Genomic DNA, 26,972 nt, shown 5'->3' on the forward strand with positions numbered 1-26,972 from the left:
GCCACCGGGCCACCGGGCCACCGGGCCACCGGGCCACCGGGCCACCGGGCCACCGGGCCACCGGGCCACCGGGCCACCGGGCCACCGAGCCACCGAGCCACCGAGCCACCGAGCCACCGGGCCACCGGGCCACCGGGATGGTACGGATGCGGCGACTGCGTTCCCGTTTCGGGTCGCAGCCGCCGCGTCAGATCAGTTGGCCGGAGTCTGGCAGGAACGTCAGTCGTTCGGCTCCTGTTCGCCCATACCGATGATGTCGACGATCCGCTCAAGGTCGTCGACGGTGGCAAACTCGATCGTGATCTTCCCCTTGTTCCGACCGATGTCCACCTTCACCCTGGTGTCGAACCGGTCGGACAGTCGGTCGGCCAGATCGGTCAGCGCAGGCGCATGCGGCTTGGGACGACGGTTCGCCGGGGCCTTCTTGCCGGGAGCATCGGAGTCGGCCAGTGCCACCAACTCCTCGGTTGCCCGTACGGACAGCCCCTCGGCCACGATCCGAAGAGCCAGACTCTCCTGCGCCTCGACACTGCTCAGACCGAGCAGCGCTCGTGCATGACCAGCCGACAGCACTCCGGCTGCCACTCGCATCTGGACCTGTGGGGGCAGATTGAGCAGTCGGATGGTGTTGGAGATCTGTGAGCGGCTCCGCCCGATCCGGCGGGCCAGTTCCTCGTGGGTTGCACCGAACTCCTCCAGCAGTTGCTGGTAGGCCGCGGCCTCTTCCAACGGGTTGAGGTTGGCCCGGTGGATGTTCTCCAGCAGCGCGTCGCGGAGCATCGCGTCGTCCCGGGTGTCCCGCACGATCGCGGGGATCATTTCCCGGCCAACGGCCCGCGCCGCCCGCCACCGCCGCTCACCCATGACCAACTCGTACTGCTGGTCGTCCAGCTGACGTACGACGATGGGCTGGAGGAAGCCGACCTCTTCGATCGAGACCTTGAGTTCCTCGAGTGCCTCGTCGTCAAAGACCTGCCGGGGCTGCTTCGGGTTGGGCACGATCGAGTCGACCGCGATTTCCGCAAACCGCGCCCCGGGCACCGGCGCCAACTGCGGAGCCGGTTCGGCCTGCGGGACCTGGGCAGGGGAACTTGCCGGGGCCGCTGGAGGAGTCACTGCTTCCAACGCGGGATCGGCGGTCTCTGCCGGATCGGCCGCCGGGGCCATCGTTGCTACCCCGGCGGGTTCCACCGGAGGAGCCGTGGGGATCAGCGCCCCAAGACCTCGCCCCAGCCCGCCTCGTGGACGGTTCTTCATGCCACGCCTCCCACCGAATTGGCCGGCCTAGACATTCCGGCCGACGGGCTCTACGGCCCCACGTTCCGCGATCTCCTGGGCTGCCGCGAAATAACTCATAGCACCCCGCGATCCCGGATCGTAGGTCACGACCGACTGGCCGTAGCTGGGTGCCTCGGACACTCGGACGTTACGTGGAATCACCGCCTGTAGGACCTTGTCCCCGAAGTGGTTGCGGACATCCTGCTCAACCGCATCCGCCAGGCGGGTCCGCCGGTCGTACATCGTGAGCAGGATCGTCGAGACGTTGAGAATCGGGTTCAGGTGCTGCCGTACCAGGTTGATGTTGTTGATCAGCTGGTTGAGCCCTTCCAGCGCGTAGTACTCGCACTGGATCGGGATGAGCACCTCCTGTGCGGCCACGAGTGCGTTCACCGTCAACAGGCCCAGCGACGGCGGGCAGTCGATGAAGACGTAGTCGAACTGGTCGGGATGAGCGGCGATCGCCCGGCCCAACCGGGACTCCCGAGCCACTACCGATACGAGCTCGATCTCCGCACCGGCCAGGTCGATCGTGGCCGGCACACACCACAGGTTGGGGATCCCCTCGACTCCCTGGGCCACTTCGGCCAGCGGGACGTTGTCGATCAGACAGTCGTAGACGTCCGGGACTCCGGCATGGTGCGGCACGTTGAGTCCGGTCGAGGCGTTGCCCTGTGGGTCCAGGTCGACCACGAGTACCCGGTTGCCATGTAGGGCGAGAGCCACCGCCAGGTTGACGGTGGTGGTCGTCTTCCCTACTCCACCCTTCTGGTTGGCGATGCAGATGACCCGGGTCTTGGCCGGCCGAGGCATGGTCACCTCGCCACTCGGATTCAGGATTTGCACGGCGCGCATTGCCTCCATAGCCAACGGTGGGTCATCCTCTTCGCGCGGCGGGGTTTCACGTGAAACGTACGTGTCGTCCTCGGTCCCTGGGGCGACCGAATCGCCTCCGGGTACGGGCGTGTCGTAGCCGGTGTCGCTGCGTCGGTCGCGGGGCTGAGGCACAGTGTCCCCCACCCGGCCACCGGCGACTGCCGACGGTCGCGCCCCGTTCGGACGCCCGTCGCCCGCCCAACTCTCGTAGCTTGTTTCACGTGAAACAGCGGCACCTTCGGAGTGGTGGCCGCCGTGGTCCATCATCCCTGACTCGTCGTATCTGCCGTTTTCATACACCGTGTCATCCCTGCCCGCTTCGGATGGATCGGTCGGCGTCGGGAGCGTTCGTGAGCCCGCTATCTGGCAAAGCACGCGGTCCGTACGGGAACCGCCAAACAGGGCCGAGGTAGGCCGCCACCGCCGTCGGTCCACTTTATCGACGCGCGGCCAGCCTACGGGGGACAGGCTGGCTGAGACCACGGCCATCCGGGGGGTGAGTTGTCACACCAACGTGTGTTGCGCCGAAAAGGCGACGGGAATGGCGCCTGGATCCCGCACTCGGGGCAGAACCGCCATCCCGACCATCGTCCCTGCCAGACACCGTCGGCCCCCGCAGCGTGTCCGGCCCGACATGTGTGCCGTACCACCGGGCGCCCGTCCGAACCGACCGCACGGGGGGAGAGGTCCTACCTGCGCCGGCCGCCCCGGCGGCCCGACTTCGGCCGTGGCACTGCCAGCGCCCGTTCGCGAACGACCTCCACAACGGTGGTCGGCGGGTCGATCACGCCGACCCCGCATCGCCGTACCACCGGCTGACCGCCACCGAGCCGTTCCACCGCGACCTGGTGCTCGGCGACCTCCTCCGCCGCCGAGGCCCCCTTCAGGGCAAGCAGACGACCGCCGACCGCAGCAAGTGGAAGACACCAGCCGGCCAGTCGATCCAACGGTGCAACCGCGCGGGCGGTAACGACATCCGCTGCGGACTTTCCGTCCCGGGCCGCACCGGCGGCCACCTCTTCAGCCCGAGCCCGGACCACCGTCACCGACCTCCCCAGGCCCAGCGACGCAACCGCTTCCTCCAGGAAGGCGGTTCGCCGGGCCAACGGCTCGACCAGGGTCACCGACAGATCCGGTCGGGCGATCGCCAGCACCAGGCCGGGCAGACCCGCACCCGATCCCACGTCCGTCACGGAACAGTCCGACGGGATCAGTTCGGCGACGGCCGCACAGTTGAGCAGGTGACGTGCCCAGATCCGGGGCGCTTCGCGGGGGCCGATGAGTCCTCGGACCACGCCATCGGTCGCCAGCAGCTCCGCGTACGCCGACGCCAATGGGAGGCGTTCGCCGAACAGGAGCTGGGCGGACTCGACGAGTTCGGTTGGCAGCGGTGCCACAGCGCCCTCCATCGGCAGCCCGGCGTCCGGGGTCGTCGGCTCCACGTCGGGCGGTCCGGACCGGGAAGATCCAGGGGAAGCTACCGAAGAGTGCGGCCCGGGTGGCGTGGTGCCCCCCGGGCCGGACGCGGCTGGTGCCGCTGGCTGGTACGTCATACGTCGTCAGCCAACGGGACGGACGACGATACGACGGTTCGGCTCGACGCCTTCCGACTCGCTCTCGACGCCGGCGAGCGCGTTGACCACGTCGTGTACGCACTTACGCTCGAACGCGGACATCGGCTCAAGCCGTACGGCCTCGCCGTACTCCTTGACCTTCTCCACGGCGTTGCGGGCGACGGCGGCGAGTTCCTTGCGGCGGTTGGCGCGGTAGCCGCCCACGTCGAGGAGCAACCGGCTGGGCGAACCGGTCTGCCGGAACACGGCGAGGCGGGCCAACTCCTGGAGCGCCTCCAGGGTGGCACCACGCTGGCCGACCAGCGCCTGCAACCGGCCACCGACCACCTCGACCATCGGGCGTCCCCCGGACACCAGTTCGTCGATGTCGCCGTCGTAGTCGAGGATGTCGAGAAGACCTTCCACGTAGTCGGCGGCGATCTCGCTCTGCCGGAACAGCTCCGCGTCGGATGCTCCCCCGGACGGCTTGCCACCCGTCACGGCCTTCGCGTCCGCCGCCTCGGTGGTGTCCTCGTCCTCGTCCTCGACGTCCTCATCGGTGTCTTCGAGGGCACTACCCACCCGCGTCGCAACCGAGGCTGCGTCTTCATCGAGTGACTGCTCGGCGCGCGGAATGCTGGTGTCGGTCACGGTCTCATCTCCGTAGTCGCTCGGCCGGACCGTACGGTCCGCTGGTTTCCCGGGCCGGCGGGAGGTCGCCGAGTCCACGGGCACGTCTCTTCGGGCAGTTTCACCCGTGACCGCGCCGATGCGCGGCGGAATCCGGATTCGGCGCCGAGCGCGCTGGCGGCTGCGCGGCCCCGGATTCCTTCCGGCTGCCGACCGCCCGGTTCGGGCAGTCGGCAGCTCGGCCCGTCAGCCCTGGCGTTTCGCCGGGCGGTTCTTCTTGGGGTTGACCGGCTTGGCACCTGGCTTGGGGGCGGCCACCTTGGGGGCCGGCTTCACCTCGGGCTTGGTCTCGGCAGCCTTGCGGCCGAACAGGCCGGGCTTGGCCGGCTGGGCCTTGGTGCCCGGCTTGGCGCCCTTACCGGCGTTGGCGGTGGGCGGCGGCGGGAACTTGCGCAGCACCCACTGCTGCTGGGCGAGGGTGACCAGGTTGTTCGTGACCCAGTAGATGATCACACCGATCGGGAAGATCGCACCGGAGATCAGCAGCGAGGCCGGGATGCCGTAGAGCATCAGGCGCTGGATCATCCGCTGCTGCGGGTCCTCCGCCCAGCCGGTCTTGAGAATCATCTGGCGGCTGGTCAGGTAGGTCGTACCCATCATCAGCAGCACCAGGATGCCGGCCATGATCTTTACGGTGGTGCCGTTGGCACCGAGCGCGGCGAGTTCCTCGGGCGTGGAGCCGAACTTGCCGGCGATCGGTGCGGTGAAGAGCCTGGCGCTGGCCGCGCTCTCGAACTGCTCGGCGGCCCAGCCGTAGAGCGTCTTGCCCTGGTTCGCCGGGCTGAGGCGACGCAGCACGTGGAACAGACCCAGGAAGACCGGAATCTGCAGGAACATCGGAAGGCAGCCCATCAGCGGGTTGGCCTTTTCCTTCCGATAGAGCTCCATCATCTCTTTCTGGAGCGTCTCCCGGTCACCCTTGTGCTTCTCCTGAAGCTCCTTGACCTTCGGCTGGAGCGCCTGCATCGCCCGCTGCGACTTGATCTGCTTCACGAAGATCGGGAAGAGGATCACCCGGACGGTGACGACCAGAAAGATGATGGCAAGGATCCAGGACCAGTTCGTACCCAGCACCGCAGTCGCCGGAACTCCGATGGTGTCCCAGGCCGAATGCCAGAACAGCAGGATCCACGAGATCGCCCAGTAGATCCAGTCGAGACTCAATTCGGGGCTCCAGTCACATCGGCACGGCGGCGGCCGCCCGGCTCGGGCACCGGGTCATATCCACCTGGGTGGAAAGGGTGGCAGCGCAGCAGCCGCCGTACCGCCAGCACGGCTCCCCGGAGAGCACCGTGCTGAGCGATCGCCGTCAAGGCGTATGCGCTGCACGACGGGTAGAACCGACAGCGGGCCGGCAGCGCCGGGCTTATCCACCGACGGTACGCGATAATGGGCCCCGCCAGCATCCGGGCACCAAGTGTCGTGGCTCGTGGCACGCTGTCCCCACCGGTCACCGGGCCCGCCGCCCCGACTTCCGGGCGGCCCGCGCGGCGGTCAGCGCCGCGTCGAGGTCGGCCGCCAACCGGGCGTACGACAGTTCGTCGGCACCGGGCAGCGCCCGTACGACCAGCGTGGCACCGGGCGGCAGTTGTGCCAGCCGGTCCCGCACCAGGTGCCGCAACCGACGCCGGACCGTGTTGCGGACGACGGCGTTACCAACGGCCTTGGACACGACAAAGCCGGCGCGGGCCGGTACGGAGGGCTGCTCCGTACCAATGGTCCGCGCCGGCTCGGCCGACGAGATACCGTCCTGGTCACCGTGTGGGGCTGTACCGGTCGGCAGGCTGAGGTGCACGACAACCGCACCACGCCCGGCACGACGTCCGCCACGAACCGCCGTGGCGAACTCGCTGCTGCGGCGCAGGCGCTGCGCGGCCGCCAGCACGACTGCCTACATCCCCCGGCTCAGGCCCCGGTCGGCACTCAGGCCGACAGGCGGGTACGACCCTTGGCACGCCGGGTCGAGATGATGGCGCGGCCGGCCCGGGTGCGCATGCGCAGCCGGAAGCCGTGGGTCTTCGCGCGCCGACGGTTGTTCGGCTGGTAGGTGCGCTTGCTCACGTCAGGCTCTCCGTCTTCGTACGTCCCGAGCGAGGGATGCCGGGGGTCGTGTGGTGGTCTGGCGTTGGCCACCGCGACGGGTGACCATGGTCGATGCTGCCCGACGACGCAATAGCCGGCGACCGTGAACAGCAGGCACTCATCACATTAGCAGAGGGCAGCTGAGCAGCCGATCGAGCCTACGCACACGGACCAGGGCCGTCAAACACCGCCGCCGTCCGGCGCTGTACGGGTCAGGGACCGCCACCGTAACGGGGTCAGGGACCGGTGGCGGGTACGGGTCTGCGGGCGGCGGGCACGCACCGGAAACCGGCGGCGTACGGACCGGAACGGGGCCGATTGAGGGGTTTTCGCGAATACCGCCGGACGTCTACCGGTGTCGGCGGTTGTAGGGGTGTGGACAACGCTGTTAGCGTGCCCGATTGCGGTCAGTGTCGGGAGACTCAGCGTCAAGGGACTTTGTCGTCGCTGCCGGGGCAAGACCGGACAAGCTAGTCAATCGTTCGGCACGGTGAACCCGCTTCAGTGCCACACCAGCAGGGCAGGTCGGACAACCGGTCCGGCGGAAGCCGAAATCAGTCGGTACACAGGCTGTGGATAACCTGTGGATGACGGTTCGGTCGGGCATCCGGCCGGCGAGGTCGTACCTGTTCGAGCGCTGTGGCAGGCCCGGAACGGCCGACTGCGACGATACGGCGGCCGGGAACGCAGAAGCGATGGGGGTGGCGTGACGGTGGCCGAAACGATCGACCTCGCCGCGGTGTGGATGGCGACGACCGACGAGTTGGCCGACGAGATCGTCTCGGCTCAGCAACGTGCGTACCTGCGACTGACCCGGCTACGGGCCATCGTCGAGGACACCGCCCTGCTCTCCGTGCCGGACGCCTTCACCCGGGACGTGATCGAGTCGCGGCTCCGGCCGGCCATCACCGAGGCACTGTCCCGCCGGTTCGGCCGGCCCATCCAGGTGGCGGTGACCGTACGTCCGCCCGAGGACGGGCAGGGACGACCCGCCGGCACCATCTACGGCGCGCCGAGCGGAGGCTTCCGTCCGTCCGACGGCTACGGATACGGCGACGCCGTACCGACGGACGGTGGAGCGCAGCCGACCCCCGAACCGTCCCCGAACCAGGCCGACCAGCACGGGTTTCCCCACGACACCGGGCACGGTGGTGTCGGGCACGGCGGCACGGGTCAGCAGTTCGGCCCCGGCCACCAGTTCGCGACGGTCGACGACGGGACGCGTCCGGAGGAGGGCACCGGCCGGCCGGCCGAGACCGGTCCGCGACCGGGGCTGATCCCGTCGAGTCGGGACGGCGGTCAGGAGACGCTCTTCGCCGCGCCGTACCCCCCGCCGCATCGGCCGACCGCACCGCATCAGGAACGGCGTGGCTTCGACGACCGGGGCGACGCACCCGGCGGAGTCGGCCAGGCCGCACTCGATCCCCGGCAGTTGGAGCAGCGGTTCCGGGAGGACGATTCCCATCTCCGTACCGAGCCCGGGCTGCGTGGGCCGGCCCGGCCGGGTGACACCGACAGCGGGCCGGGCCGGGTCGGGGCCGCCGATCACCGGCCCGGTGGCCGGGACGATCGCCGGGCCGGGGCCGGGCCGGACACCGGAGGGAACCGGCTCAACCCCAAGTACATGTTCGAGACGTTCGTCATCGGCTCCTCCAACCGGTTCGCGCACGCCGCATCGGTGGCGGTCGCCGAGTCGCCCGCAAAGGCGTACAACCCGCTGTTCATCTACGGCAGCTCCGGACTGGGCAAGACCCACCTGCTGCACGCGATCGGCCACTACGCCACGACCCTGGGCCACGCCCGCTCGGTCCGGTACGTCTCGACCGAGGAGTTCACCAACGACTTCATCAACTCGTTGCGGGACGACAAGACCAGTGCCTTCCAACGGCGCTACCGCGACGTGGACATCCTGCTGATCGACGACATCCAGTTCCTGGAGAACCGCGAACGCACCCAGGAGGAGTTCTTCCACACCTTCAACACCCTGCACAACGCCAACAAGCAGATCGTGATCACCTCGGACCGGTCGCCGAAGCAGCTAGCCACGCTGGAGGACCGGCTACGGACCCGGTTCGAGTGGGGTCTGTTGGCGGACATCCAACCGCCGGACCTGGAGACCCGGATCGCGATCCTGCAGAAGAAGGCCGCGCAGGAACGGTTGTTCGCCCCGCCGGACGTACTGGAGTTCATCGCCTCCCGGATCTCCGCGTCGATCCGGGAACTGGAGGGCGCCCTGATCCGGGTGACCGCATTCGCCTCCCTGACCCGGTCCCCGGTCGAGTTGTCGCTGGCCGAGGAGGTCCTACGCGACTTCATCCCGGACGGCGCCGGCCCGGAGATCACCGCAGACCAGATCATGGTCTCCACCGCCGACTACTTCGGCGTCAGCCTGGAGGACCTACGTGGGCACTCCCGGTCGCGGGTCCTGGTCAATGCACGCCAGGTCGCGATGTATCTGTGCCGGGAGCTGACCGACCTGTCCCTGCCCCGGATCGGGCAGGCCTTCGGTGGCCGGGACCACACCACGGTCATGCACGCCGACCGGAAGATCCGGCAGCAGATGGCCGAACGTCGCTCGCTCTACAACCAGATCGCCGAGCTGACCAACCGGATCAAGCAGAACAGCTGATCTCCGGCGTCCGTCGCCGTACCCGGCGTACCTGCCGCGCCCTGCCATACCTACCGCGCCCTGCCGTACCCGGCGTCCCCTCGCCGTACCTCCCGTCCTGTCGTACCTCCCGCGCCCGCTCGTACGGCGGGGACCGCATTCCCTCGTGCGCCGCGTCGAGTTCCGCTGTGGGTGGCGCAGCTCGGTGCTGCCCACAGTGCCACCCCGAGTTGCCCGAAATTTTGGCAATTTTTCTAGCCTGTCCTGAATCAACGCATCATTGTTTGCTATCAGAGACACAACGGGTATCGGGCGAGTCCCCAGAGCGGTGCCACCTGTGGATTTCCAACCAGCGTCGGCCGAGTTTTCCACCGTCGGTGGACAACGGGTGGTGCTTCTCGCCCCAGTTACCCACAACCTGTGGACAACTTCTGTGGACGACACTGTGGACGAACACGGGGAGTAGCCGAGTTATCCACAGATCGCGGCCCGCCTGTGCGTAGCCTGTTGAAGGTTCTGGGGACAACCACGTTCAATGATCTCCAGCTCATCCACAGGGCTGGGGAGAAAGTGGGTGGATAACCGGTGGATAACCGGTGGACAAGCGTGGATAACCCTGGATCGCCGGAAGGCTGTGGACAACAGGCCGGGTTAATCCACCTGTTCTCCACAGCTAACTCACCGGTGGACAACCTTCTGACCTGCTCAAACGTTGAATATCCACAGTTTGCACAACACCGATGAAGACGACTAGTTATCTCTTCTAGAGAACAAAAACCAATCATCACCGTTGGGGATTGTGTGGATAGCTTGATCGAACTCCCGCCCGCCCGGCGTCGAGGCGCAGAAAGCCCGGGGGCGGACACGCGGCCGATGGTGACGCGCCCTAAGGTTCGAGGGGGACCCGCACGGTTGGCCGGCCCGAAAGACCGTGGCCGGCATGAGACAGTTGTCGCTGACGTCGACGCGGAGGCATGACATGAAGTTCCGAGTGGAGCGCGACGCGCTCGCCGACGCGGTTGCCTGGACCGCCAAGAGTCTGCCCAGTCGCCCGTCAGTGCCGGTGCTCGCCGGGGTGATGCTGCGGGTCGCCGAGGGCAGCCTGCACGTGTCCGGGTTCGACTACGAGGTCTCCAGCCAGGTGACCGTCGAGGTGCAGGCGGACGCGGACGGCGCCGCGCTGGTCTCCGGTCGGTTGCTGGCCGAGATCACCAAGGCGTTGCCGGCGAAGCCGGTGGACATCGCGGCTGTCGGTGCCCACCTGGAGCTGGTCTGCGGCAGCGCCCGCTTCACCCTGCCGACGATGCCGGTCGAGGACTACCCGAGCCTGCCCGAGATGCCGGCCAGCGCGGGTACGGTCGACGCCGCCGCCTTCGCTGCCGCGGTGTCCCAGGTCGCCATCGCCGCCGGTCGGGACGAGACCCTGCCGATGATGACCGGCGTACGGATCGAGCTGACCGGCACGACCCTGGCGATGCTGGCGACCGACCGCTACCGCCTGGCGCTCCGGGAGATGCAGTGGCAGCCGGACGACCCCGAGGTCAGCATCAACGCGCTCGTGCCGGCCCGCACCCTGCACGACACCGCGAAGACGCTGGGCCCCCTCGGCGGGAACGTGACCATGGCACTGGCCCAGGGTGCTGCCGGTGAGGGGATGATCGGCTTTGCCGGCGGCACGCGACGTACCACCAGCCGGCTGTTGGACGGTGCCAACTACCCGCCGGTGCGCTCGCTCTTCCCGGCCACCCACAACGCCGAGGCCCGGGTGGCGGTCTCGTCACTGATCGAGGTCGTCAAGCGTGTCTCGCTGGTCGCCGAGCGCACCACGCCGGTGCTGCTCAGCTTCAGCTCCGACGGACTGATCGTCGAGGCGGGCGGCACCGAGGAGGCCCGGGCCAGCGAGGCGATGGATGCCACGTTCACCGGTGAGCCGCTGACCATCGGGTTCAACCCGCAGTACCTGATCGACGGGTTGCAAAACCTCGGGGCGCAGACTGCGGCGTTGTCGTTCGTCGACGCGTTCAAGCCGGCGGTGATTTCGCCGGCGGGCGAGGACGGCGAGATCGTTCCCGGATACCGCTACCTGATCATGCCGATCCGGGTCACCCGCTGACCACGCTCACCAATAACGCACTGGAGGGGAAGCTGATGCAGCTCGGCATCGTGGGGCTCGGCCGGATGGGCGGCAACATGCGTGAGCGGTTGCGCGCGGCCGGCCACGAGGTGATCGGTTTCGACCAGGATCCGCAGGTGAGCGACGTGGCGAGCCTGGCCGAACTGGCCGAGAAGCTGGAGGCACCCCGAGCCGTCTGGGTGATGGTGCCGGCCGGCGTGACCGAGGCCACCATCGACGGGCTCGCCGAGGTGCTCTCCGCCGGTGACATCGTCATCGACGGCGGCAACTCGCGGTTCAGCGACGACGGGCCCCGCGCCGAGCGGCTCGACCGGCAGGGAATCGGCTACCTCGACGTCGGGGTCTCCGGCGGGGTGTGGGGCCGGGAGAACGGTTACGCGCTGATGGTCGGTGGTGCACAGGAGCACGTCGACCGGCTGATGCCGATCTTCGACTCGCTCAAGCCGGCCGGCGAGTACGGTTTCGTGCATGCCGGACCGGTCGGTGCCGGGCACTACGCCAAGATGGTCCACAACGGCATCGAGTACGGCCTGATGCACGCCTACGCCGAGGGCTACGAGCTGCTGGCCAAGTCCGAGCTGGTCACCAACGTGCCGGGAGTGTTCAAGTCCTGGCGGGAGGGCACCGTCGTCCGTTCCTGGCTGCTCGACCTGCTGGACCGGGCTCTCGACGAGGACCCGGAGCTGGCGAGTCTGCGTGGCTACGCCGAGGACACCGGTGAGGGCCGGTGGACGGTCGACGAGGGGGTCCGTCTCGCCGTACCACTGAACGTGATCGCCGCCGCCCTGTTTGCCCGGTTCGCTTCGCGGCAGGACGACTCGCCGGCCATGAAGGCCGTGGCGGCGCTGCGTAACCAGTTCGGCGGCCACGCCACCCACAAGAACTAGGGCGGCGAGCGCGCGATCGTGTACGTCCGTCGGCTCGAACTGGTCGACTTCCGTTCGTACGAGCGGGTCGGAGTCGATCTGAACCCCGGCGGGAACGTCCTCGTCGGGGCGAACGGCGTCGGCAAGACCAACCTCGTCGAGGCGTTGGGCTACGTGGCGACCCTGTCCAGTCACCGGGTCGCCACCGACGCCCCACTGGTCCGGTCCGGGGCGGACGCGGCGGTCATCCGGTGTGCGATCGTGCACGAGGGGCGTGAGCTGCTGGTCGAGTTGCAGCTCGTACCGGGCCGGGCGAACCGCGCCAGACTGGGCCGGTCGCCGGTGCGTCGCCCCCGGGACGTGCTCGGTGCGTTGCGGCTGGTGCTCTTCGCCCCGGAGGATCTGGAACTGGTCCGGGGCGATCCGGGCGAACGTCGGCGCTACCTCGACGATCTGCTGGTCACCCGGCTGCCCCGGTACGCGGGGGTACGCGCCGACTACGAGCGGGTGGTCAAACAGCGCAACGCGCTGCTGCGTACGGCGTACCTCGCCCGTAAGGTCGGCCGCTCCCGTAGCTCGGGTTCGCGGCCGGCGGACGCCGACTCCGGTGCCCCGGACCTGGGCGGCGACCTGTCGACGCTGGACGTCTGGGACACGCACCTGGCCCGGCACGGGGCGGAACTGCTGGCCGGGCGGCTCGAACTGGTCGCCGCGCTGGCACCGCACGTGGCCAAGGCGTACGACGCGGTTGCGGCGGGCCGGGGTGCAGCCGGCATGGCCTACCGCTCCTCGCTGGACCTGCTCGACGTGGCACCGGACCGACCCGCCCTGGAGACCGCGCTGGCCCGCGCGTTGACGGAGTCCCGGGCGGCCGAGGTGGAGCGGGGGGTGACCCTGGTCGGCCCGCACCGCGACGACCTCGCCCTCACCCTGGGCCCACTTCCGGTCAAGGGGTACGCCAGCCATGGTGAGTCGTGGTCGTACGCGCTGGCGTTACGCCTGGCCGCGTACGACCTGTTGCGGGCCGACGGTATCGAGCCGGTGCTGATCCTCGACGACGTGTTCGCCGAGTTGGATGCCGGCCGCCGGGAGCGGCTGGCCGATCTGGTCGGCGGGGCCAGCCAACTGCTGGTCACCTGTGCGGTCGCCGACGATGTGCCCCGGGCGTTGCGGGGTACCCGCTACGAGGTGGGCGGGGGTGACGTGCGTAGTGCCGGATGACGATTCCGAGCTGGCCGGTCCGGAGCTGGCCCGGGCGGTGCTGGATGCCGCCAGGGCCCGACGGGAGGCGGGCCGGGGCGCTCGGCGTACCCCGGCCGGATCTTTCTCGAACGGCGCGGGTGACGGGAGCCCGACCGGCCGGAACGGCTCCGGCCGGCGGCTACGTGGCTATTCCGGTCCGGGGCCGGACCCCCGTGACCCGCAACTGCTCGGTGCCGTGCTGGCCCGACTGATCAAGGCGCGCGGCTGGCAGCGACCAACCGCCGAGGCTACGGTCTTCGGCTCCTGGGAGCGGGTGGTCGGGGCCGAGGTGGCCAAACACAGCCGGCCGGTCAAACTCGAGAACGGCGAGCTGACGGTGGAGGCGGAATCTACCGCCTGGGCGACCCAGCTTCGACTGTTGGCCGGGTCCCTGTTGCAGCGGATTGCCGCCGTGGTCGGCCATAACGTGGTGCGCAAACTGCACATCCACGGCCCGGCCGCGCCCTCGTGGTCGCGGGGTCCGCGCCGGGTACAGGGGCGTGGGCCACGGGACACGTATGGCTGATCGGCACGCGGCGACGTAGCCGGGCGGTGTGCCGTACGGTCGCCTGGCGTAGCGGTTCGGGAAGTCGTACCGAGCGGCCGTGTTGCCGGGCCAGCAGCACACCGGCCACCACCGAGGCCACGGTGGTCACGACACCGGCCAGGACGAGGGTCTGCCGGGGCCCGACGTATTCGGAGAGCCAGCCGAGCAGCGGCGCGCCGACAGCGGCGGAGATCGAACCGGTCACCGCGATCGCGGCGAGTACCCGGCCACGCATCCGACCGTCGGTGTCGAGTTGGGCGCGGGTGCCCACCGTGGTGTCGATGACCACGGCGGCTGCCGCGATTGGCAGGATCAGCGCCGCGAAGCTCCAGGTGCCCGGAGCGAGGCCGGCGAAGATCTGCAATCCGCTGCCGAGTAGCCCGGCACCGACCAGGATGGCGTAGCTCAGGTTGCGGGTCCGGGCGGCCATGAGGGCACCCACCACGGTTCCGACGGCGAAGACGGTGGACAGGAAGCCGTATCCGGAGGCGCCCGAGTCGAGCGGTCCGTCGCTCATCGCGGCCATCGTCACCTGGTAGTTGCGTCCGAGGCTGCCCAGCACGAAGGAGAGGGCCAGCGCGGTCAGCACCACCGGCTGCCGGCGCAGGTAGGCGAAGCCGGCCCGGACACCGTTCTCGGCGGGGCGGCCGGTGGCCACCATGTCGGGGGTGTGCAGCTCGTTGGAGCGTACGGCCAGCAGGGCCAGTACGACGGCGGCGAAGCTGGCCGCGTTGACGGCGAAGAGCGGCGCGGGGCCGGCGGCGGCGACCACGATCGCACCCGCGCTCATGCCCAGGATGCGACCGGCGGAGTTGGTGAGCGACCCGAGGGCCAGCGCGTTGCCGAGGGTCGCCCGGTCGACCAGCGTGGAGCCCCAGCGGCCCATGACCGGGCCCTCGACGGCGGAGACGGCACCGCTGACCAGGGAGATGGCGTAGACCACGGACAGACCGGCCAGGTCCGACCAGGCGACTGCGGCGAGTCCGGCGGCGAGTACGGCGTGGATCACCTGGCTGGCGATCAGCAGGGGTCGGGCGGGTAGCCGGTCGGCCAGCGCGCCACCCCAGGTGCTGAGCAGCAGGCTGGGAATGGCCTGTAGGAGGATCGCCAGCCCCATCGAGGTCGCCGACCCGGTCTCCTGGAGGACGTACCAGTTGACGCCGAGGACCTGCATCCACGTGCCGATGACCGAGACGAAACCGGCACCGGCCCAGATCCGGTAGTTGCGATGGCGTAGAGCAGCGAATGTCGTGCGCATGGCCGCGACCCGCTTCCTTCCCCCTCGGCCGCGGCGAACCCGCTCACGACAGACTTGGCTGAGTCGCCGGCCTGTGCAGCGGCAACGCGGGCAAGTCTGGCTCTCTTGCGGGGATACGTCCCTATTCCGTGATTGAGTTCACGGAGCGTACGCATTCCCTGACCCAGGGGGTGCCGGTGGGGCCACCGGTGGGTAGGTGCGCCGGTGGTGGGCGTCGGTGGAGACGGCGTCAGGAGTCGGCGTAGACGGCGAAGCCCCGGTCGGCGCAGCGGCGGTAGAAGCCGGCCAGCACGCCGAGTTCGGAACGGGAGAAGCTCCAGTGCGGCGCATCCCCGGATTCGTCCCGCAGGGTGTCCAGTCGGCTTTCCAGCCAGCGCAGCTGCTGCTCGGCGAGGCGGCCGTCCGCCAGTGCCGAACGCAGTACGGCGCTGACGGTGTCGAACGTCACCAACTCTCCGTACGGCTGGTGGCCGGCGACGAAACGTTCGAGGCCACCGGCGATCCAGGCGCACCCGTCGGGGTCGATCACGGGGTCCTCGTCCTCGGCAGCGGCTTCTGTGGCGTAAAGCACACCGGTCAGGCCGAGAAGGAGATCGACCAACTCGGTGTAGGCGGTCGCCCGTACCGTCCCGGTCTTGGCGACGTACCCGGCGAGGGCCGCGGTCGGTGCGGGAACGTCCGGCAATTCGGCGAGCTCACCGAAGTCGACGAACTCGGCAGGGGCTACCGGGTCGTAGAAGCGGCCGGTCCGTGGCCAGTGCACAGCGACGTTGTCCAGCCCCATCGGGCGTCACCTTTCTGCCTACGTGCCGGCCTGATCGTCCGGTTTATCCGAGCGGGTTCCGGGAAATTGTCCGGAATCGCAGAGTGGCGACGCCAAGTTACGGCACAGCGGTGGTTTGCGCGACCCCCGGGGGTGCTGTCCGTCGTGCCCCGCGGTGCCCGATCCCGGCCGTCGGGTCCGGCCGAGGTCGGTCCGGTCGACCGCAGCGTTGGCGCGCTGGAATCGGCCAAGATCCGGAGTGGGGCCTGTGGGGGGAGTCGTGGGCGGGGCAATTTGGCCGCTACGGGCATCTGAGGTACCTCGTAGGGGTGCCGCGTACCGGTTCTGTCGCCGCAGCACAGTAGGATCGATGTAGAGACGAGGACACAGTGCGGAGCGACGACACGGGCCTCTCCCGGCTTGCGTCAGTAGTCCGTCCCGTGTCCGAGCCGATCGCGATCCGCGGGCACTCGCGGCGAGCGGCGCTTCGGCCGTACCCCCGATTTTGCTGGTGGTGCTGGCCCGTGCCAACGTCGCGCTCTGCCTGCCGAACCCGCGCCCCGGACGCCCGTGAGGGCGACCGGTGGTGCGAGAAAGTGGCCGAGGGTGGCAACGCAGAAGAAGCAGGACTACACCGCCGATTCACTGACCGTGCTCGAGGGGCTGGAGGCGGTCCGTAAGCGGCCCGGTATGTACATCGGGTCGACCGGCGAGCGGGGTCTGCACCACCTGGTCTGGGAGGTTGTGGACAACGCGGTCGACGAGGCACTCGCCGGGTACTGCGACACGATCCAGGTGATCCTGCTGGCCGACGGCGGCGTGCGGGTCATCGACAACGGTCGAGGTATTCCGGTCGACCTCCACCCGAAGCTGAAGAAGCCGGGTGTCGAGGTGGCGCTGACCGTGCTGCATGCCGGTGGCAAGTTCGACGGCAAGGCGTACGCGGTCTCCGGTGGTCTGCACGGGGTGGGCGTCTCCGTGGTGAACGCGCTCTCCGTCCGGATGGAAGTCGAGATCCACAAGTCCGGGAACGTCTGGCGCCAGCAGTACACCAACTCGAAACCGTCGCCGCTGGAGAAGGGTGAGGAGACGGACCGCAGTGGCTCGTCGGTCTCCTTCTGGCCGGATCCGGACGTCTTCGAGACCACCGACTTCGTTTTCGAGACCATCTACCGTCGTTTGCAGGAGATGGCCTTCCTCAACCGGGGGCTGACCATCCAGTTGCGGGACGAGCGGGTCCAGGAGGAGGACGGCAAGGTCCGCGAGGTGACGTTCTGCTACAAGGGCGGGATCTCGGACTTCGTCCGGCACCTGAACGCGCCGAAGACCCCGATCCACAAGTCGGTGGTCGAGTTCGGTGCCGAGGACGACGGCATGTCGGTCGAGATCGCCATGCAGTGGAACGAGTCGTACGGCGAGTCCGTCTACACCTTCGCCAACACGATCAACACGCACGAGGGCGGCACCCACGAGGAAGGGTTCCGGGCCGCGTTGACCAGCGTCGTCAACCGGTACGGCACGGAGAAGAAGCTCCTCAAGGGCGACGAGAAGCTCTCCGGCGAGGACATCCGGGAGGGTCTCGCCGCGATCATCTCGGTCAAGCTGGCGAACCCGCAGTTCGAGGGCCAGACCAAGACCAAGCTGGGCAACACCCCGGTGAAGAGCTTCGTGCTCCGGGTCTGCAACGAGTGGCTGGTGGACTGGTTCGACCGCAACCCGAGCGAGGCCAAGACCATCATCACCAAGGCCTCGCAGGCGGCCCGGGCCCGGATCGCCGCGGCACAGGCGCGGAAGCTGGCCCGACGCAAGTCGTTGCTGGAGTCCGGCTCGATGCCCGGCAAACTGGCCGACTGCCAGTCGACGGACCCGCGGGAATCCGAGGTGTTCATCGTCGAGGGTGACTCCGCCGGTGGGTCGGCCAAGCAGGGACGTGACCCGCGGACCCAGGCGATCCTGCCGATCCGCGGCAAGATCCTCAACGTGGAGAAGGCCCGGATCGACCGGGTGCTGAAGAACGCCGAGGTCCAGGCGCTGATCACCGCGCTCGGCACCGGTATCCACGACGACTTCGACATCGAGAAGTTGCGCTACCACAAGATCGTGTTGATGGCCGACGCGGACGTGGACGGCCAGCACATCCAGACCCTGCTGCTGACCCTGCTGTTCCGGTTCATGCGCCCGCTGGTCGAACTGGGGCACGTCTACCTCGCCGCCCCGCCGCTCTACAAGATCAAGTGGAACAAGAAGGGCGACGACGCCCAGTACGCGTACTCCGACCGGGAGCGGGACGGGCTGATCGCTCTGCGGCAGCAGAAGAAGCCCAACGCCAAGCCGGACGACATCCAGCGGTTCAAGGGTCTCGGCGAGATGAACTACCCGGAGTTGTGGGAGACCACGATGAACCCGGCGACCCGCACGCTTCGCCAGGTCACGCTCGACGACGCGGCGACTGCGGATGAGCTGTTCAGCGTCCTCATGGGTGAGGACGTGGAGGCGCGTCGGTCGTTCATCCAGCGCAACGCCAAGGACGTGCGGTTCCTGGACATCTAGGTGCCGGTTGCCGGCGGCGTTGGCCACCGGCAGTCGTCCACAGAGTTATCCACAGCTTCGACGGTTTCCACAGTCGTTATCCACAGCGGAATGCGGCTTTGAGTCTGATAAGGGTTGACAGTGACGGATACTCCCGAAAACCCCAACAACGAGCCGGCCACGCCGGCTGCCGGTGGTGGCCCGGTCGTTGAACGCGACCGCATCGAGCCGGTGGGGCTTGAGGTGGAGATGCAGCGGTCCTACCTCGACTACGCGATGAGCGTGATCGTGGGTCGGGCCCTGCCGGACGTACGAGACGGGCTCAAGCCGGTCCACCGCAAGATCCTCTATGCCATGTTCGACTCTGGCTACCGGCCCGACCGGGGGTACGTGAAGTGCGCCCGTGTGGTCGGCGACGTGATGGGTAACTACCACCCGCACGGTGACGCCTCGATCTACGACGCACTGGTCCGGATGGCGCAGACCTGGTCGCTGCGCTACCCACTGATCGACGGTAACGGCAACTTCGGCTCGCCGGGCAACGACCCGGCCGCCGCGATGCGGTACACCGAGTCCAAGCTGTCGCCGCTGGCCATGGAGATCCTGCGCGACATCGACGAGGACACCGTCGACTTCCAGGACAACTACGACGGCCGGGCCAAGGAGCCGGTGATCCTGCCGTCGCGGATCCCCAACCTCCTGATCAACGGATCCGAGGGCATCGCCGTCGGTATGGCCACCAAGATCCCTCCGCACAACCTGCGGGAGATCGCGGCGGCCGTGCAGTGGTGCCTGGAGAACCCCGAGGTGGACGAGGAGACCACCCTCGAAGCGCTGATCGAGATCGTCAAGGGGCCGGACTTCCCGACCCACGGTCTCATCGTCGGTGCGGCGGGAATCCAGGACGCGTACCGCACCGGTCGTGGTTCGATCCGGATGCGGGCCGTGGTCGACGTCGAGGAGGACAAGAAGGGCCGCGCCTGCCTGGTCGTCTCCGAACTGCCCTACCAGGTCAACCCGGACAACCTCGCGGAGCGAATCGCCGAGCTGATCAAGGAGGGCAAGCTCGGCGGTATCGCCGACATCCGCGACGAGTCCTCCGGGCGTACCGGTATGCGGCTGGTGCTCGTGCTCAAGCGGGACGCCGTCGCCAAGGTGGTGCTGAACAACCTCTACAAGCACACCCAGCTCCAGGAGACCTTCGGCGCCAACATGCTGGCGCTGGTCGACGGGGTGCCTCGTACGCTCAACCTGGCCCAGTTCATCCGGTACTACGTCGCCCACCAGGTCGACGTCATCCGGCGTCGTACGGCGTACCGGCTGCGTAAGGCCGAGGAACGGGCGCACATCCTGCGCGCCCTGGTCAAGGCGTTGGATGCGCTCGACGAGGTGATCGCCCTGATCCGGCGTTCGCCGACCGTCGAAGAGGCGCGGCAGGGCCTGATGCAGTTGCTGCAGATCGACGAGATCCAGTCGACGGCGATTCTCGACATGCAGCTACGGCGGCTCGCCGCGCTGGAGCGCCAGAAGATCGTCGACGAGCTGGCCAAGATCGAGCTGGAGATCGCCGACTACCGGGACATCCTGGCGAAGCCGGAACGGCAGCGGAAGATCATTTCGGAGGAGCTCGGCGAGATTGTCGCCAAGTGGGGCGACGACCGGCGTACCAAGATCGTTCCGTTCGACGGTGAAGTCTCCATGGAGGACCTCATCGCCCGCGAGGACGTCGTCGTGACGATCACCCGTACCGGATATGCGAAGCGTACGAAGGTTGATCTCTATCGGTCGCAGCGGCGGGGCGGCAAGGGGGTCAGCGGCGCTACGCTACGCCCGGACGACATCGTCAGCCACTTCTTCGTCTGCTCCACACACGACTGGATGCTCTTCTTCACCAATAAGGGTCGGGTATACCGGGCCAAGGCATACGAACTTCCGGAAGCCAGTAGGGTGGCCAAGGGCCAACATGTTGCAAACCTGCTCGCCTTCCAGCCGGGTGAGCAGATCGCTCAAGTCATCGAAATCCCGAACTACCAGGTCGCGCCCTATCTGGTGCTAGCCACCAGGAATGGCTTGGTGAAGAAGACCAGACTGGAGGAGTTCGACTCCAACCGGTCCGGTGGTGTCATCGCGATCAACCTGCGCGATGAGGACGAGCTGGTCGGAGCGGCGCTTGCGGGCCCCGAGGACGACCTGCTGCTGGTGTCCAAGAACGCGCAGGCGATCCGCTTCAACGCCACCGACGAGGCGTTGCGACCGATGGGCCGGGCGACCTCCGGCGTGATCGGTATGCGCTTCACGGACGACGACGTCCTGCTGGCCATGGAGGTGATCCGGGATGGCATGGAAGGTCTGGACGTTCTGGTGGCAACGGACGGGGGATTCGCAAAACGAACCCCGATCGAGGAATACCCGGTGCAGGGCCGGGGAGGTAAAGGCGTGTTGACCGCGAAGATCACTGAACGCCGTGGCGGACTGGTCGGAGCGGTCGTGATCAGCCCGGATGACGAGCTGTTTGCGATAACCAGTACAGGTGGCGTGATTCGGACTCCGGTGAAGCCTGTACGCCGTACGCGTGATCGGAACACAATGGGTGTCAAGCTGATGGACCTACCAGACGGCGTGACCATCGTGGCGATTGCTCGCAATGCCGACGAGCCTGACGAACAGGACTAGTTAATGACGGAGACACAGGCGAAGTCGGGGACTGCGGGGGCCTCGGCTAACCCGGTCGACGAGGCGGCCACCAGCGGTGACGCGTCTGCGACCGGCCGGGCGGCTGTCGGCCGGGCGGCCGTCCCCGCCGACGCACCGTCCCCCAAGTTCACCCGGGCTCCGGGGATGCCACCCCCGCCGGACCAGCCTGCCAGTGAGCAGAACGCCCGCCAGGCGGAGTCCGCCAGCAGCGGCGATGGAGGCGCGACGACGACACAGGCGATCCCCGCCACAGCCACGGCTGCGGCAGCGGCACCTGGGAAGGCTGCCGGCGGCAAGGCCGCGTCCGACCGTACGGAACCGCTGCCCGGCGCCGGTCGGCCAACGTCCGGTGTCGGTCGCGCCAGGCCGGAGCCGGCGAGGCCCGCCCCTGCTTCTGGTGCCAAGCCGTCGACAGCCAGCCCGGCTCCGAACCTCAGCCGCTCGTCGTCCGCCCGGTCGGTGAGTGACGCGGCAGGGGCCGGTACGGTGGGGCCCCTCAGCGGTGGGGCGGCGGCCGTCGGTGCGGCCCGGGTCAACGAGGCCGTACGGGCCGCCCGGAGCTCGGTCAGCTCCGCGGCGTCCCGGGGGCCCCGGCGGGCCCGGCTGAACCTCAAGCGGATCGACCCGTGGTCCGTCATGAAGTTCTCGTTCGCGGTGTCGCTGGTGCTCTTCATCGTCGTCGTCGTGGCCACTGCTGTGCTCTACCTCGCGCTGGACGCCATGGGCGTCTTCGAGAGCGTCAACAGCAGCCTGACCGAGCTGATCAGCGCAGGCGGCGGTCAGGAGGCGAACAGCCTCAAGATCACCGCTAAGGGGGTCATCCTCACGTCGGTGCTGCTCGGGCTGGTGAACGTGGTCCTGTTCACGGCGCTGGCGACGCTCGGAGCATTCGTCTACAACGTCTGTGCCGATCTGGTCGGCGGGATCGAGCTGACGCTCGCCGAGCGCGACTGAGGCTGATAGAAGGCGGGACACGCCGGGGCGCCGCGTAAAGCGGTGGCCCCGGCGTTTCGTTTTCGGGTAGCGTCTGGGCCGTTGGTGACCGTGCCTTGGGCAGGGCGCCAACGAAGCGGGCGTCAGGGCCCGCCCCGATTTTGGGGCAGGCGCAAGGGTGCGGTAGCCTTGCTCGACGCACGGGGGGCTATAGCTCAGTCGGTTAGAGCGCAGAGCTGATAACTCTGAGGTCGATGGTTCGATTCCATCTAGCCCCACTCACATCGTCCGACAACAGTCGAGCGCGAGGGATCGCCCCATGTTGAAGAAGATTCTGATCGTCGTCGGTGTGGTTGGCGTAGCGGCGCTGATCGCCAAGAAGGTGATGGACGCCAAGGACGAACACGCCCTGTGGCACGAGGCCACCACTTCGCCCGACCTTCGGTAGTTCCCGTTCGGGCCGCCCTGTGGCGGCTCGGGCACCCTGGGGCCGTAGCTCAACTGGCAGAGCACTGCCTTTGCAAGGCAGGGGTTAGGGGTTCGAGTCCCCTCGGCTCCACATTTTGTCTTCCTGACCAGGCATCCTGTGATCTCCTTGATCATCAAGTACAACGTCAGTACAAACTACGGTTGATCTTGTTGTGGGGTCCTGCCCGACTTGGCTGCCGCCGAGTTGAGCACCGCACCGGTGACGCCGCGAGGCCGATCCCGCTTTGGCCACCAGTGCACGTAGGTCTCCAAGGTGATCCGCAACGTCTTGTGTCGTAGCAGCCGCTGCACTTCCTGTGGTTCGGCGTGGTTGGTGATCAGCGTGGTGGCGAAGAAGTGCCGTAGCGCGTGGAAGCCACCGTGTTCTTTCGGCCAGCCGGCAGCGTCGCGCCAGCTCGCCCACTCGCGCGACCAGGTGCGGTCGGTGAACGCGTTGCCGTGGGTAGTGGTGAACAGCAGCGGCACTGCCCGCCGCACAGGTTCGCCCGAGGTGGTGTCGACCATCTCCACGACTACGGGTGGGAACTCCCGGACGTGATCGGCAAGCATCTGGCCCACAACCGGGTCGAGATCGATGGTGCCCGACGATCCGGCTTTCGGCTCGCTCAGGTAGACCCCGCCGTACTCCTGCGGCGCGTACCGCAGTTGCTGGATGACGTGCAGCTCGCCGCGCTCCTGGTCGACACAGCGGATGCCGTCTTCCATTCCCAGCACCTCGCCGAACCGGCAGCCCTGCCCGGCGCCCAACCACACGGCGGCCCGATACCGAGCTGGCACCGCATCCAGCAGCGCCAGCACCTCATTTTCAGTAGGTACCCACTTCGGCGCACGAGACAAGCCCCGCAGTACCTGAGAGAGCTTCACCCCATCGCACGGGTTGTCAGGGATCAACTTGTCGGTCACCGCCGCGCCCAACACCGCGTCGAGCAGTTCGAAGTACAGCTTGAGCGATGACTTGGGCGTGCCTTCATCAAGGGCGGGCCTTCGGCCCGCCTGCCGTGCCAGCGCCGGGGCGCGCGTGCGGCCTGGCGGCCGGTCACGCCCCGGCGCGCACGGCGCGGTAGTGGGAGTCATAGACATAGCCGCGGACCGAGCCGGCCGGCGTCAACGAGCACCAGGAGCACACGCGCAGCATCGGCACCAGGCGTCGACCGGACGCGAACGGCGGTGGGGGCGAATGGTGCGCCGGGGCCTGGCTCGTTGGGTACGTTTCCGGGTCCGTCGTGGTTCAGCATTCGAGGACCGAGAAGAGTGGGCGCCCATGTGCCGAGTCGCGGTGACCAGTCGCTGTGGCAGGGACGCCGCCGGGTCCGTCGTGGTCATCAGTCGGTGGCTGAGCTTGCCCAAGGTGGGATCTTCCCAGCTGGTGACCGGTGAGCGCGAGCAGGTCGGTAGGCAGGGTCAAAGCATGCCTGCGGTGGGCCTCGGGCTCCGGGATGGCAGGTGGGGCAACTGCGCGGTGATGAAGGCCATGCGGCCATGATCATTCTTCCAGGTTGGAGAGCAGAGGGATAATGCCCTAGTGAGCTGGGAAGAGTTCCTGTGGCATATGGATCGTCGGCTAGGTATGTACGTTGGGCGGTCGAGGTACGAGCGAGCGTTTTCGGCGCTGGTGGGATTTGACCTCGCGCGTGGCCAGGGCGAGCTGGTGGCGTTCCAGGAGTGGATGTCCGCCCGCCACCGTGGCAGCAACCTCGTCTTCTGGTACTTGGTACTAGTGGAGACCTTCGGCGAGGGTGCCACCGAAGATCACCTTGTGAGCGATCAGGACCACGAGCGAGCAGTTTCGAATCTTTGCCGGCTGTTGCGGGAGTTCCTTGCACAGCAGATGTCGACCGCCGACCAGCACTAGCGGCGAGGACTCTGATGCTGTCGACAGCAACGACGACAGCAACCATCCAGCGCGAAGACAATTGCCGGCAGTCATTCACCGACAGCCGCCCAAGGTCGTGGGCGTGCCCGAGTACCTCAGGATGAGACGCGCAGAACTTGTAAGCGAGGTGTCAGACGGCGAGGCAGCACGAAGGCCGCGCTATGCCAGGCGGCGGACAGCGCGACGTAGACCGGCCAGCCGTACGAAGATCTCCCGCTTGTCCACAGCGTTGCCCTGCTCATCGAGCTGATAGCCGGTAATCCACGCCCAGCCCCGATAGGTCGGTCTCGGGTCGATTGAGATCACCCGGAACACGAACGGCGGCTGCCCCGCGAACTGCACCGAAGCCGGTCGGCCGATCCACAGCTCGTCACCAGGTTCCGGCGGGCGAGGTTGGGGCCTGGGCCACGTGCGACCGTGCTCCTCGACAGGCATACGGCTCCTCTGCTCGGAGGGGATGCCCTGCCCGGCAGGGTTCGGAGGTCACCGACCGGGCAGGGCGTTCGCCGTACGGGTGGCGGGTTCGGGTCCTCCACCACCCGTACGGCGGTATCACCCACCTTACAGGCGTCAAGCCCGTCAACTTGACAGGGCTGCTGGGCGACAAGTCCGTACGGTCGGATTTATGCGGCTCGCGGGCATGTCGGAAATCCAGCAGTTGTTGGGCGGTGTCAGCCGGCAGCGTGCGTCGGAGATCGTGGCGCGCCCCGGGTTCCCGGCACCGCTGGACACCTTGGCGACCGGGCGAATCTGGGAACGGGCTGCGGTGGTGGAGTGGATCGCCGAGAACCGGCCAACCCAGCGGACCGACGAGCAGTAGATCAGCGCCCAGCAGGCGGCAACAGCGCATGCCGAGTCCTGGGAGAAATCGGGGAGATGATCTTCCCCCCGTCCCCCTCGCACACCTCGCCAGACCAACGAACACCAAGAGCCGGACCAGGGTTGATAGGCAAATGTCCACGCCCCGGACGGATGTTGACCTTGTTCGGGACGAAGAGGTCGTCGGTTCGAATCCGGCCACCCCGACCGAGGTCAGGGGCCACTCTCCATCGATGAGAGTGGCCCCTGATGCGTTCGTGCAGCAGTCGAGTACAGCAGCGGCCTATCGCAGGCTCTCCCCCAGACGCTTGAGCGCGTCCCGGGTGGCGTCCGAGGACGTGACCCCGCGCGGAGGCGATCCAGCCGGCTGCCGGCGTGTCGAGTCCCACCACATGCTTGACGGACACGGGCGGTGCCTCCGGCGGGGCCCTCGGGCGCTCCGGGATGGTGGTGACCTCCCGATAACGTCCGTCCGGGCCGAACCGAGCAGGTCGGGCCTGTCCGGTCAAGGTCGTTCAGACAGTGGTGTGCTCCACCTTGACTGGACACGCCCCACCCACTCCATAGGTGTGCGGACGAAGGCCGACGGGATGGCAAGGCTGTAGCGATGGCGGAACGCACAGCAGCCTAAGAACAAGCGGGCATCAGTAGACGAATCAAGATGCCTTGAGCAGCGGACCGATCGATGCACCAGCAAGAACCCGCGTAACGTCATCCGTGTTATCTTGGTAGAAGTTAGAACTACCAAGTTCATAAAGCAGGCGAGGAGCCGCGAACGCGACCCCTCGCCTGATGGTGGAACACCAGTCCCGTCGTCAGTTTCGTAGGCCGTCGACGAGGACTAGCAGGAGGACCAGCAGGGCGAGCTCGGGGATACCCAGCTCGTCCCTGCCGGTCGCCGCCTTGAAGTTGGCGACCACCTCGCAGGCCAGAGCCAGGCTCACGAGCGATCCGGACCGTTGATCCTGATCTCCTGGTGTCATCTAGATCCTTTCTTCCGTGGGGTTCCGGGCTAGGACACCGCCTAGCCCCGAACCGTCCGGAAGACCGGTCATAGATCACACCGCCCCCAATCGTAACCGACGGGTACCTGGGGGACGAAACCGGACGATGGCGGGGCACACCCAAGGATCATCCGGTGACGATCTGGATGACGACGGACCCGAGCAGTGACGGATGACGGGGGACACCGCGGACCACCGCAGCAGCTCAACCGCCGGCGCCGGCCAGCCACCAGTCCGGCAATCGTTCCTTCGGGACGAAGAGGTCGTAGGTTCGAATCCGGCCACCCCGACCGAGGTCAGGGGCCACTTGGTGTCTGCGCTTGCATCCGCAGGTCACGGACGTCGGCAGACGTGGCCGAACGATGCGTGATCGAACTTACAAGCGAGGGGGCGGCAGGTCCGAACCCGGTGACTCATCTGCTTCATGATCAGCAAGTACAAATTCAGTACAACTGAGACCAGAAACTCGTGTAAAACGTCGAGAGACGTTGACGGTTCCCGCCCTGGTCAGCGGCCAGATCTGCCCGATTCCGGATGATCTCTACCCGGCCCACGGCATTAGGGGTTCGAGTCCCCTCGGCTCCACTTTTGTGTGTCTGACCAGGCGCTCCGCCTGAATCATGATCATCGAGTACATCCTCAACCTAGTTTTGATCTTGGTTGGCGGTTGCGACTTTGCTGGCGCGGCTTGCTGCTGGGCTGAGGATCAATGCGGCCCGCAAGCGGGCCGCGCC

23 protein-coding genes, 2 tRNA genes and 1 pseudogene are annotated in these 26,972 nt (G+C 67.7%); 13 read left to right on the forward strand and 13 right to left on the reverse strand.

The features are described from left to right. Positions 1-219 precede the first annotated feature (219 nt). From ACFQ4H_RS30965 to rpmH, 8 genes are all read right to left on the reverse strand, one after another. Positions 220-1,257 carry a ParB/RepB/Spo0J family partition protein gene (locus tag ACFQ4H_RS30965; protein WP_377577986.1) on the reverse strand — a complete coding sequence of 346 codons (1,038 nt, stop codon included), beginning with the start codon at positions 1,255-1,257 and terminating at the stop codon, positions 220-222. Between the two features lie 27 nt (positions 1,258-1,284). After that, a complete protein-coding gene (locus tag ACFQ4H_RS30970; RefSeq protein ID WP_377578038.1) occupies positions 1,285-2,418 on the reverse strand; it encodes a ParA family protein in 1,134 nt (377 codons plus the stop codon). 425 nt (positions 2,419-2,843) lie between these two features. Further along, positions 2,844-3,563: a 16S rRNA (guanine(527)-N(7))-methyltransferase RsmG gene (gene rsmG / locus ACFQ4H_RS30975; protein ID WP_377578040.1), complete on the reverse strand. Its 720-nt coding sequence runs from the start codon at positions 3,561-3,563 to the stop codon at positions 2,844-2,846. A 150-nt stretch (positions 3,564-3,713) separates the two neighbouring features. Then, the gene (locus ACFQ4H_RS30980; RefSeq protein WP_377578042.1) at positions 3,714-4,289 is read right to left on the reverse strand and encodes a Jag family protein; all 576 of its coding nucleotides are present in this window, start codon (positions 4,287-4,289) and stop codon (positions 3,714-3,716) included. Between the two features lie 294 nt (positions 4,290-4,583). Further along, entirely contained in the window at positions 4,584-5,561 is a 978-nt protein-coding gene (yidC, locus tag ACFQ4H_RS30985) for a membrane protein insertase YidC (RefSeq protein ID WP_377577989.1), read from the reverse strand. Beyond that, positions 5,558-5,803, reverse strand: a complete 246-nt coding sequence (gene yidD / locus ACFQ4H_RS30990; protein WP_377577992.1) for a membrane protein insertion efficiency factor YidD — start codon at positions 5,801-5,803, stop codon at positions 5,558-5,560. The genes yidC and yidD overlap by 4 nt, the downstream gene beginning before the upstream one ends. Before the next feature lie 44 nt (positions 5,804-5,847). Then, positions 5,848-6,282 (reverse strand): ribonuclease P protein component, encoded by a 435-nt coding sequence (gene rnpA / locus ACFQ4H_RS30995; RefSeq protein ID WP_377577994.1) that lies wholly within the window; start codon positions 6,280-6,282, stop codon positions 5,848-5,850. Positions 6,283-6,320: 38 nt separating this feature from the next. Continuing rightward, on the reverse strand, positions 6,321-6,458 hold the full coding sequence (rpmH, locus tag ACFQ4H_RS31000; protein WP_074478258.1) for a 50S ribosomal protein L34: 138 nt from the start codon (positions 6,456-6,458) through the stop codon (positions 6,321-6,323). A 733-nt stretch (positions 6,459-7,191) separates the two neighbouring features. On the opposite strand from rpmH, the gene dnaA reads away from it, so the two are divergent. From dnaA to ACFQ4H_RS31025, 5 genes are all read left to right on the forward strand, one after another. Further along, on the forward strand, positions 7,192-9,108 hold the full coding sequence (dnaA, locus tag ACFQ4H_RS31005; protein ID WP_377577997.1) for a chromosomal replication initiator protein DnaA: 1,917 nt from the start codon (positions 7,192-7,194) through the stop codon (positions 9,106-9,108). Positions 9,109-10,066: 958 nt separating this feature from the next. Then, positions 10,067-11,200, forward strand: a complete 1,134-nt coding sequence (dnaN, locus tag ACFQ4H_RS31010) for a DNA polymerase III subunit beta (RefSeq protein ID WP_377578000.1) — start codon at positions 10,067-10,069, stop codon at positions 11,198-11,200. Positions 11,201-11,235: 35 nt separating this feature from the next. Then, positions 11,236-12,108, forward strand: a complete 873-nt coding sequence (gene gnd / locus ACFQ4H_RS31015) for a phosphogluconate dehydrogenase (NAD(+)-dependent, decarboxylating) (RefSeq protein ID WP_377578003.1) — start codon at positions 11,236-11,238, stop codon at positions 12,106-12,108. Between the two features lie 18 nt (positions 12,109-12,126). Beyond that, complete coding sequence (gene recF, locus ACFQ4H_RS31020; protein WP_377578006.1) at positions 12,127-13,308, forward strand: DNA replication/repair protein RecF; 1,182 nt, start codon at positions 12,127-12,129, stop codon at positions 13,306-13,308. Then, positions 13,241-13,855 (forward strand): DciA family protein, encoded by a 615-nt coding sequence (locus ACFQ4H_RS31025; RefSeq protein WP_377578008.1) that lies wholly within the window; start codon positions 13,241-13,243, stop codon positions 13,853-13,855. Before recF ends, ACFQ4H_RS31025 begins: the two co-directional genes overlap by 68 nt. A 25-nt stretch (positions 13,856-13,880) precedes the next feature. On the opposite strand, the pseudogene ACFQ4H_RS31030 reads toward ACFQ4H_RS31025, so the two are convergent. Then, positions 13,881-15,134 (reverse strand): annotated as a pseudogene (locus tag ACFQ4H_RS31030) (MFS transporter); the annotation flags it as partial. A 229-nt stretch (positions 15,135-15,363) separates the two neighbouring features. Next, complete coding sequence (locus ACFQ4H_RS31035; RefSeq protein ID WP_377578011.1) at positions 15,364-15,918, reverse strand: hypothetical protein; 555 nt, start codon at positions 15,916-15,918, stop codon at positions 15,364-15,366. 585 nt (positions 15,919-16,503) lie between these two features. Between ACFQ4H_RS31035 and gyrB the strand changes: the two genes are divergently transcribed. The 6 genes from gyrB (at position 16,504) to ACFQ4H_RS31065 (ending at position 22,612) form a co-directional block, all read left to right on the forward strand. Further along, positions 16,504-18,447 (forward strand): DNA topoisomerase (ATP-hydrolyzing) subunit B, encoded by a 1,944-nt coding sequence (gyrB, locus tag ACFQ4H_RS31040; RefSeq protein WP_377578014.1) that lies wholly within the window; start codon positions 16,504-16,506, stop codon positions 18,445-18,447. A gap of 120 nt (positions 18,448-18,567) precedes the next feature. Then, positions 18,568-21,099 (forward strand): DNA gyrase subunit A, encoded by a 2,532-nt coding sequence (gene gyrA, locus ACFQ4H_RS31045; protein ID WP_377578017.1) that lies wholly within the window; start codon positions 18,568-18,570, stop codon positions 21,097-21,099. 3 nt (positions 21,100-21,102) lie between these two features. Beyond that, entirely contained in the window at positions 21,103-22,074 is a 972-nt protein-coding gene (locus ACFQ4H_RS31050) for a DUF3566 domain-containing protein (RefSeq protein ID WP_377578019.1), read from the forward strand. A gap of 183 nt (positions 22,075-22,257) precedes the next feature. Beyond that, positions 22,258-22,331, forward strand: a tRNA-Ile gene (locus tag ACFQ4H_RS31055). A 41-nt stretch (positions 22,332-22,372) separates the two neighbouring features. Continuing rightward, positions 22,373-22,501 carry a DLW-39 family protein gene (locus tag ACFQ4H_RS31060; RefSeq protein WP_377578022.1) on the forward strand — a complete coding sequence of 43 codons (129 nt, stop codon included), beginning with the start codon at positions 22,373-22,375 and terminating at the stop codon, positions 22,499-22,501. A gap of 38 nt (positions 22,502-22,539) precedes the next feature. Beyond that, positions 22,540-22,612: transfer RNA gene (locus ACFQ4H_RS31065), tRNA-Ala, on the forward strand. A 65-nt stretch (positions 22,613-22,677) separates the two neighbouring features. Here ACFQ4H_RS31065 and ACFQ4H_RS31070 read toward each other — a convergent pair. Next, positions 22,678-23,616, reverse strand: coding sequence for a tyrosine-type recombinase/integrase (locus ACFQ4H_RS31070; RefSeq protein WP_377578024.1), 939 nt, complete (start codon positions 23,614-23,616; stop codon positions 22,678-22,680). Between the two features lie 448 nt (positions 23,617-24,064). On the opposite strand from ACFQ4H_RS31070, the gene ACFQ4H_RS31075 reads away from it, so the two are divergent. After that, the gene (locus ACFQ4H_RS31075; protein WP_377578027.1) at positions 24,065-24,394 is read left to right on the forward strand and encodes a hypothetical protein; all 330 of its coding nucleotides are present in this window, start codon (positions 24,065-24,067) and stop codon (positions 24,392-24,394) included. 180 nt (positions 24,395-24,574) lie between these two features. Here ACFQ4H_RS31075 and ACFQ4H_RS31080 read toward each other — a convergent pair whose 3' ends face one another. Beyond that, on the reverse strand, positions 24,575-24,850 hold the full coding sequence (locus tag ACFQ4H_RS31080) for a hypothetical protein (RefSeq protein WP_377578030.1): 276 nt from the start codon (positions 24,848-24,850) through the stop codon (positions 24,575-24,577). A 190-nt stretch (positions 24,851-25,040) separates the two neighbouring features. Here ACFQ4H_RS31080 and ACFQ4H_RS31085 point away from each other — a divergent pair, with 190 nt between their 5' ends. Further along, positions 25,041-25,235 (forward strand): hypothetical protein, encoded by a 195-nt coding sequence (locus ACFQ4H_RS31085; RefSeq protein WP_377578033.1) that lies wholly within the window; start codon positions 25,041-25,043, stop codon positions 25,233-25,235. A gap of 814 nt (positions 25,236-26,049) precedes the next feature. Here ACFQ4H_RS31085 and ACFQ4H_RS31090 read toward each other — a convergent pair. Then, entirely contained in the window at positions 26,050-26,178 is a 129-nt protein-coding gene (locus tag ACFQ4H_RS31090; RefSeq protein WP_377578035.1) for a hypothetical protein, read from the reverse strand. Between the last annotated feature and the right edge of the window lie 794 nt (positions 26,179-26,972).

Origin of the sequence: Micromonospora sonneratiae, assembly GCF_042679305.1 — a bacterium.
GTDB lineage: Bacteria > Actinomycetota > Actinomycetes > Mycobacteriales > Micromonosporaceae > Micromonospora_H > Micromonospora_H sonneratiae.

Coding starts and splice junctions, on each gene's coding strand:
- ACFQ4H_RS30965 (WP_377577986.1), bottom strand. CDS start 1,257: ATGAAGAACCGTCCACGAGGCGGGCTGGGGCGAGGTCTTGGGGCGCTG.
- ACFQ4H_RS30970 (WP_377578038.1), bottom strand. CDS start 2,418: ATGGACCACGGCGGCCACCACTCCGAAGGTGCCGCTGTTTCACGTGAA.
- rsmG (WP_377578040.1), bottom strand. CDS start 3,563: ATGGAGGGCGCTGTGGCACCGCTGCCAACCGAACTCGTCGAGTCCGCC.
- yidD (WP_377577992.1), bottom strand. CDS start 5,803: ATGCTGGCGGGGCCCATTATCGCGTACCGTCGGTGGATAAGCCCGGCG.
- dnaN (WP_377578000.1), top strand. CDS start 10,067: ATGAAGTTCCGAGTGGAGCGCGACGCGCTCGCCGACGCGGTTGCCTGG.
- gnd (WP_377578003.1), top strand. CDS start 11,236: ATGCAGCTCGGCATCGTGGGGCTCGGCCGGATGGGCGGCAACATGCGT.
- ACFQ4H_RS31025 (WP_377578008.1), top strand. CDS start 13,241: ATGTGCCCCGGGCGTTGCGGGGTACCCGCTACGAGGTGGGCGGGGGTG.
- ACFQ4H_RS31035 (WP_377578011.1), bottom strand. CDS start 15,918: ATGGGGCTGGACAACGTCGCTGTGCACTGGCCACGGACCGGCCGCTTC.
- ACFQ4H_RS31050 (WP_377578019.1), top strand. CDS start 21,103: ATGACGGAGACACAGGCGAAGTCGGGGACTGCGGGGGCCTCGGCTAAC.
- ACFQ4H_RS31060 (WP_377578022.1), top strand. CDS start 22,373: ATGTTGAAGAAGATTCTGATCGTCGTCGGTGTGGTTGGCGTAGCGGCG.
- ACFQ4H_RS31070 (WP_377578024.1), bottom strand. CDS start 23,616: ATGACTCCCACTACCGCGCCGTGCGCGCCGGGGCGTGACCGGCCGCCA.
- ACFQ4H_RS31080 (WP_377578030.1), bottom strand. CDS start 24,850: ATGCCTGTCGAGGAGCACGGTCGCACGTGGCCCAGGCCCCAACCTCGC.
- ACFQ4H_RS31085 (WP_377578033.1), top strand. CDS start 25,041: ATGCGGCTCGCGGGCATGTCGGAAATCCAGCAGTTGTTGGGCGGTGTC.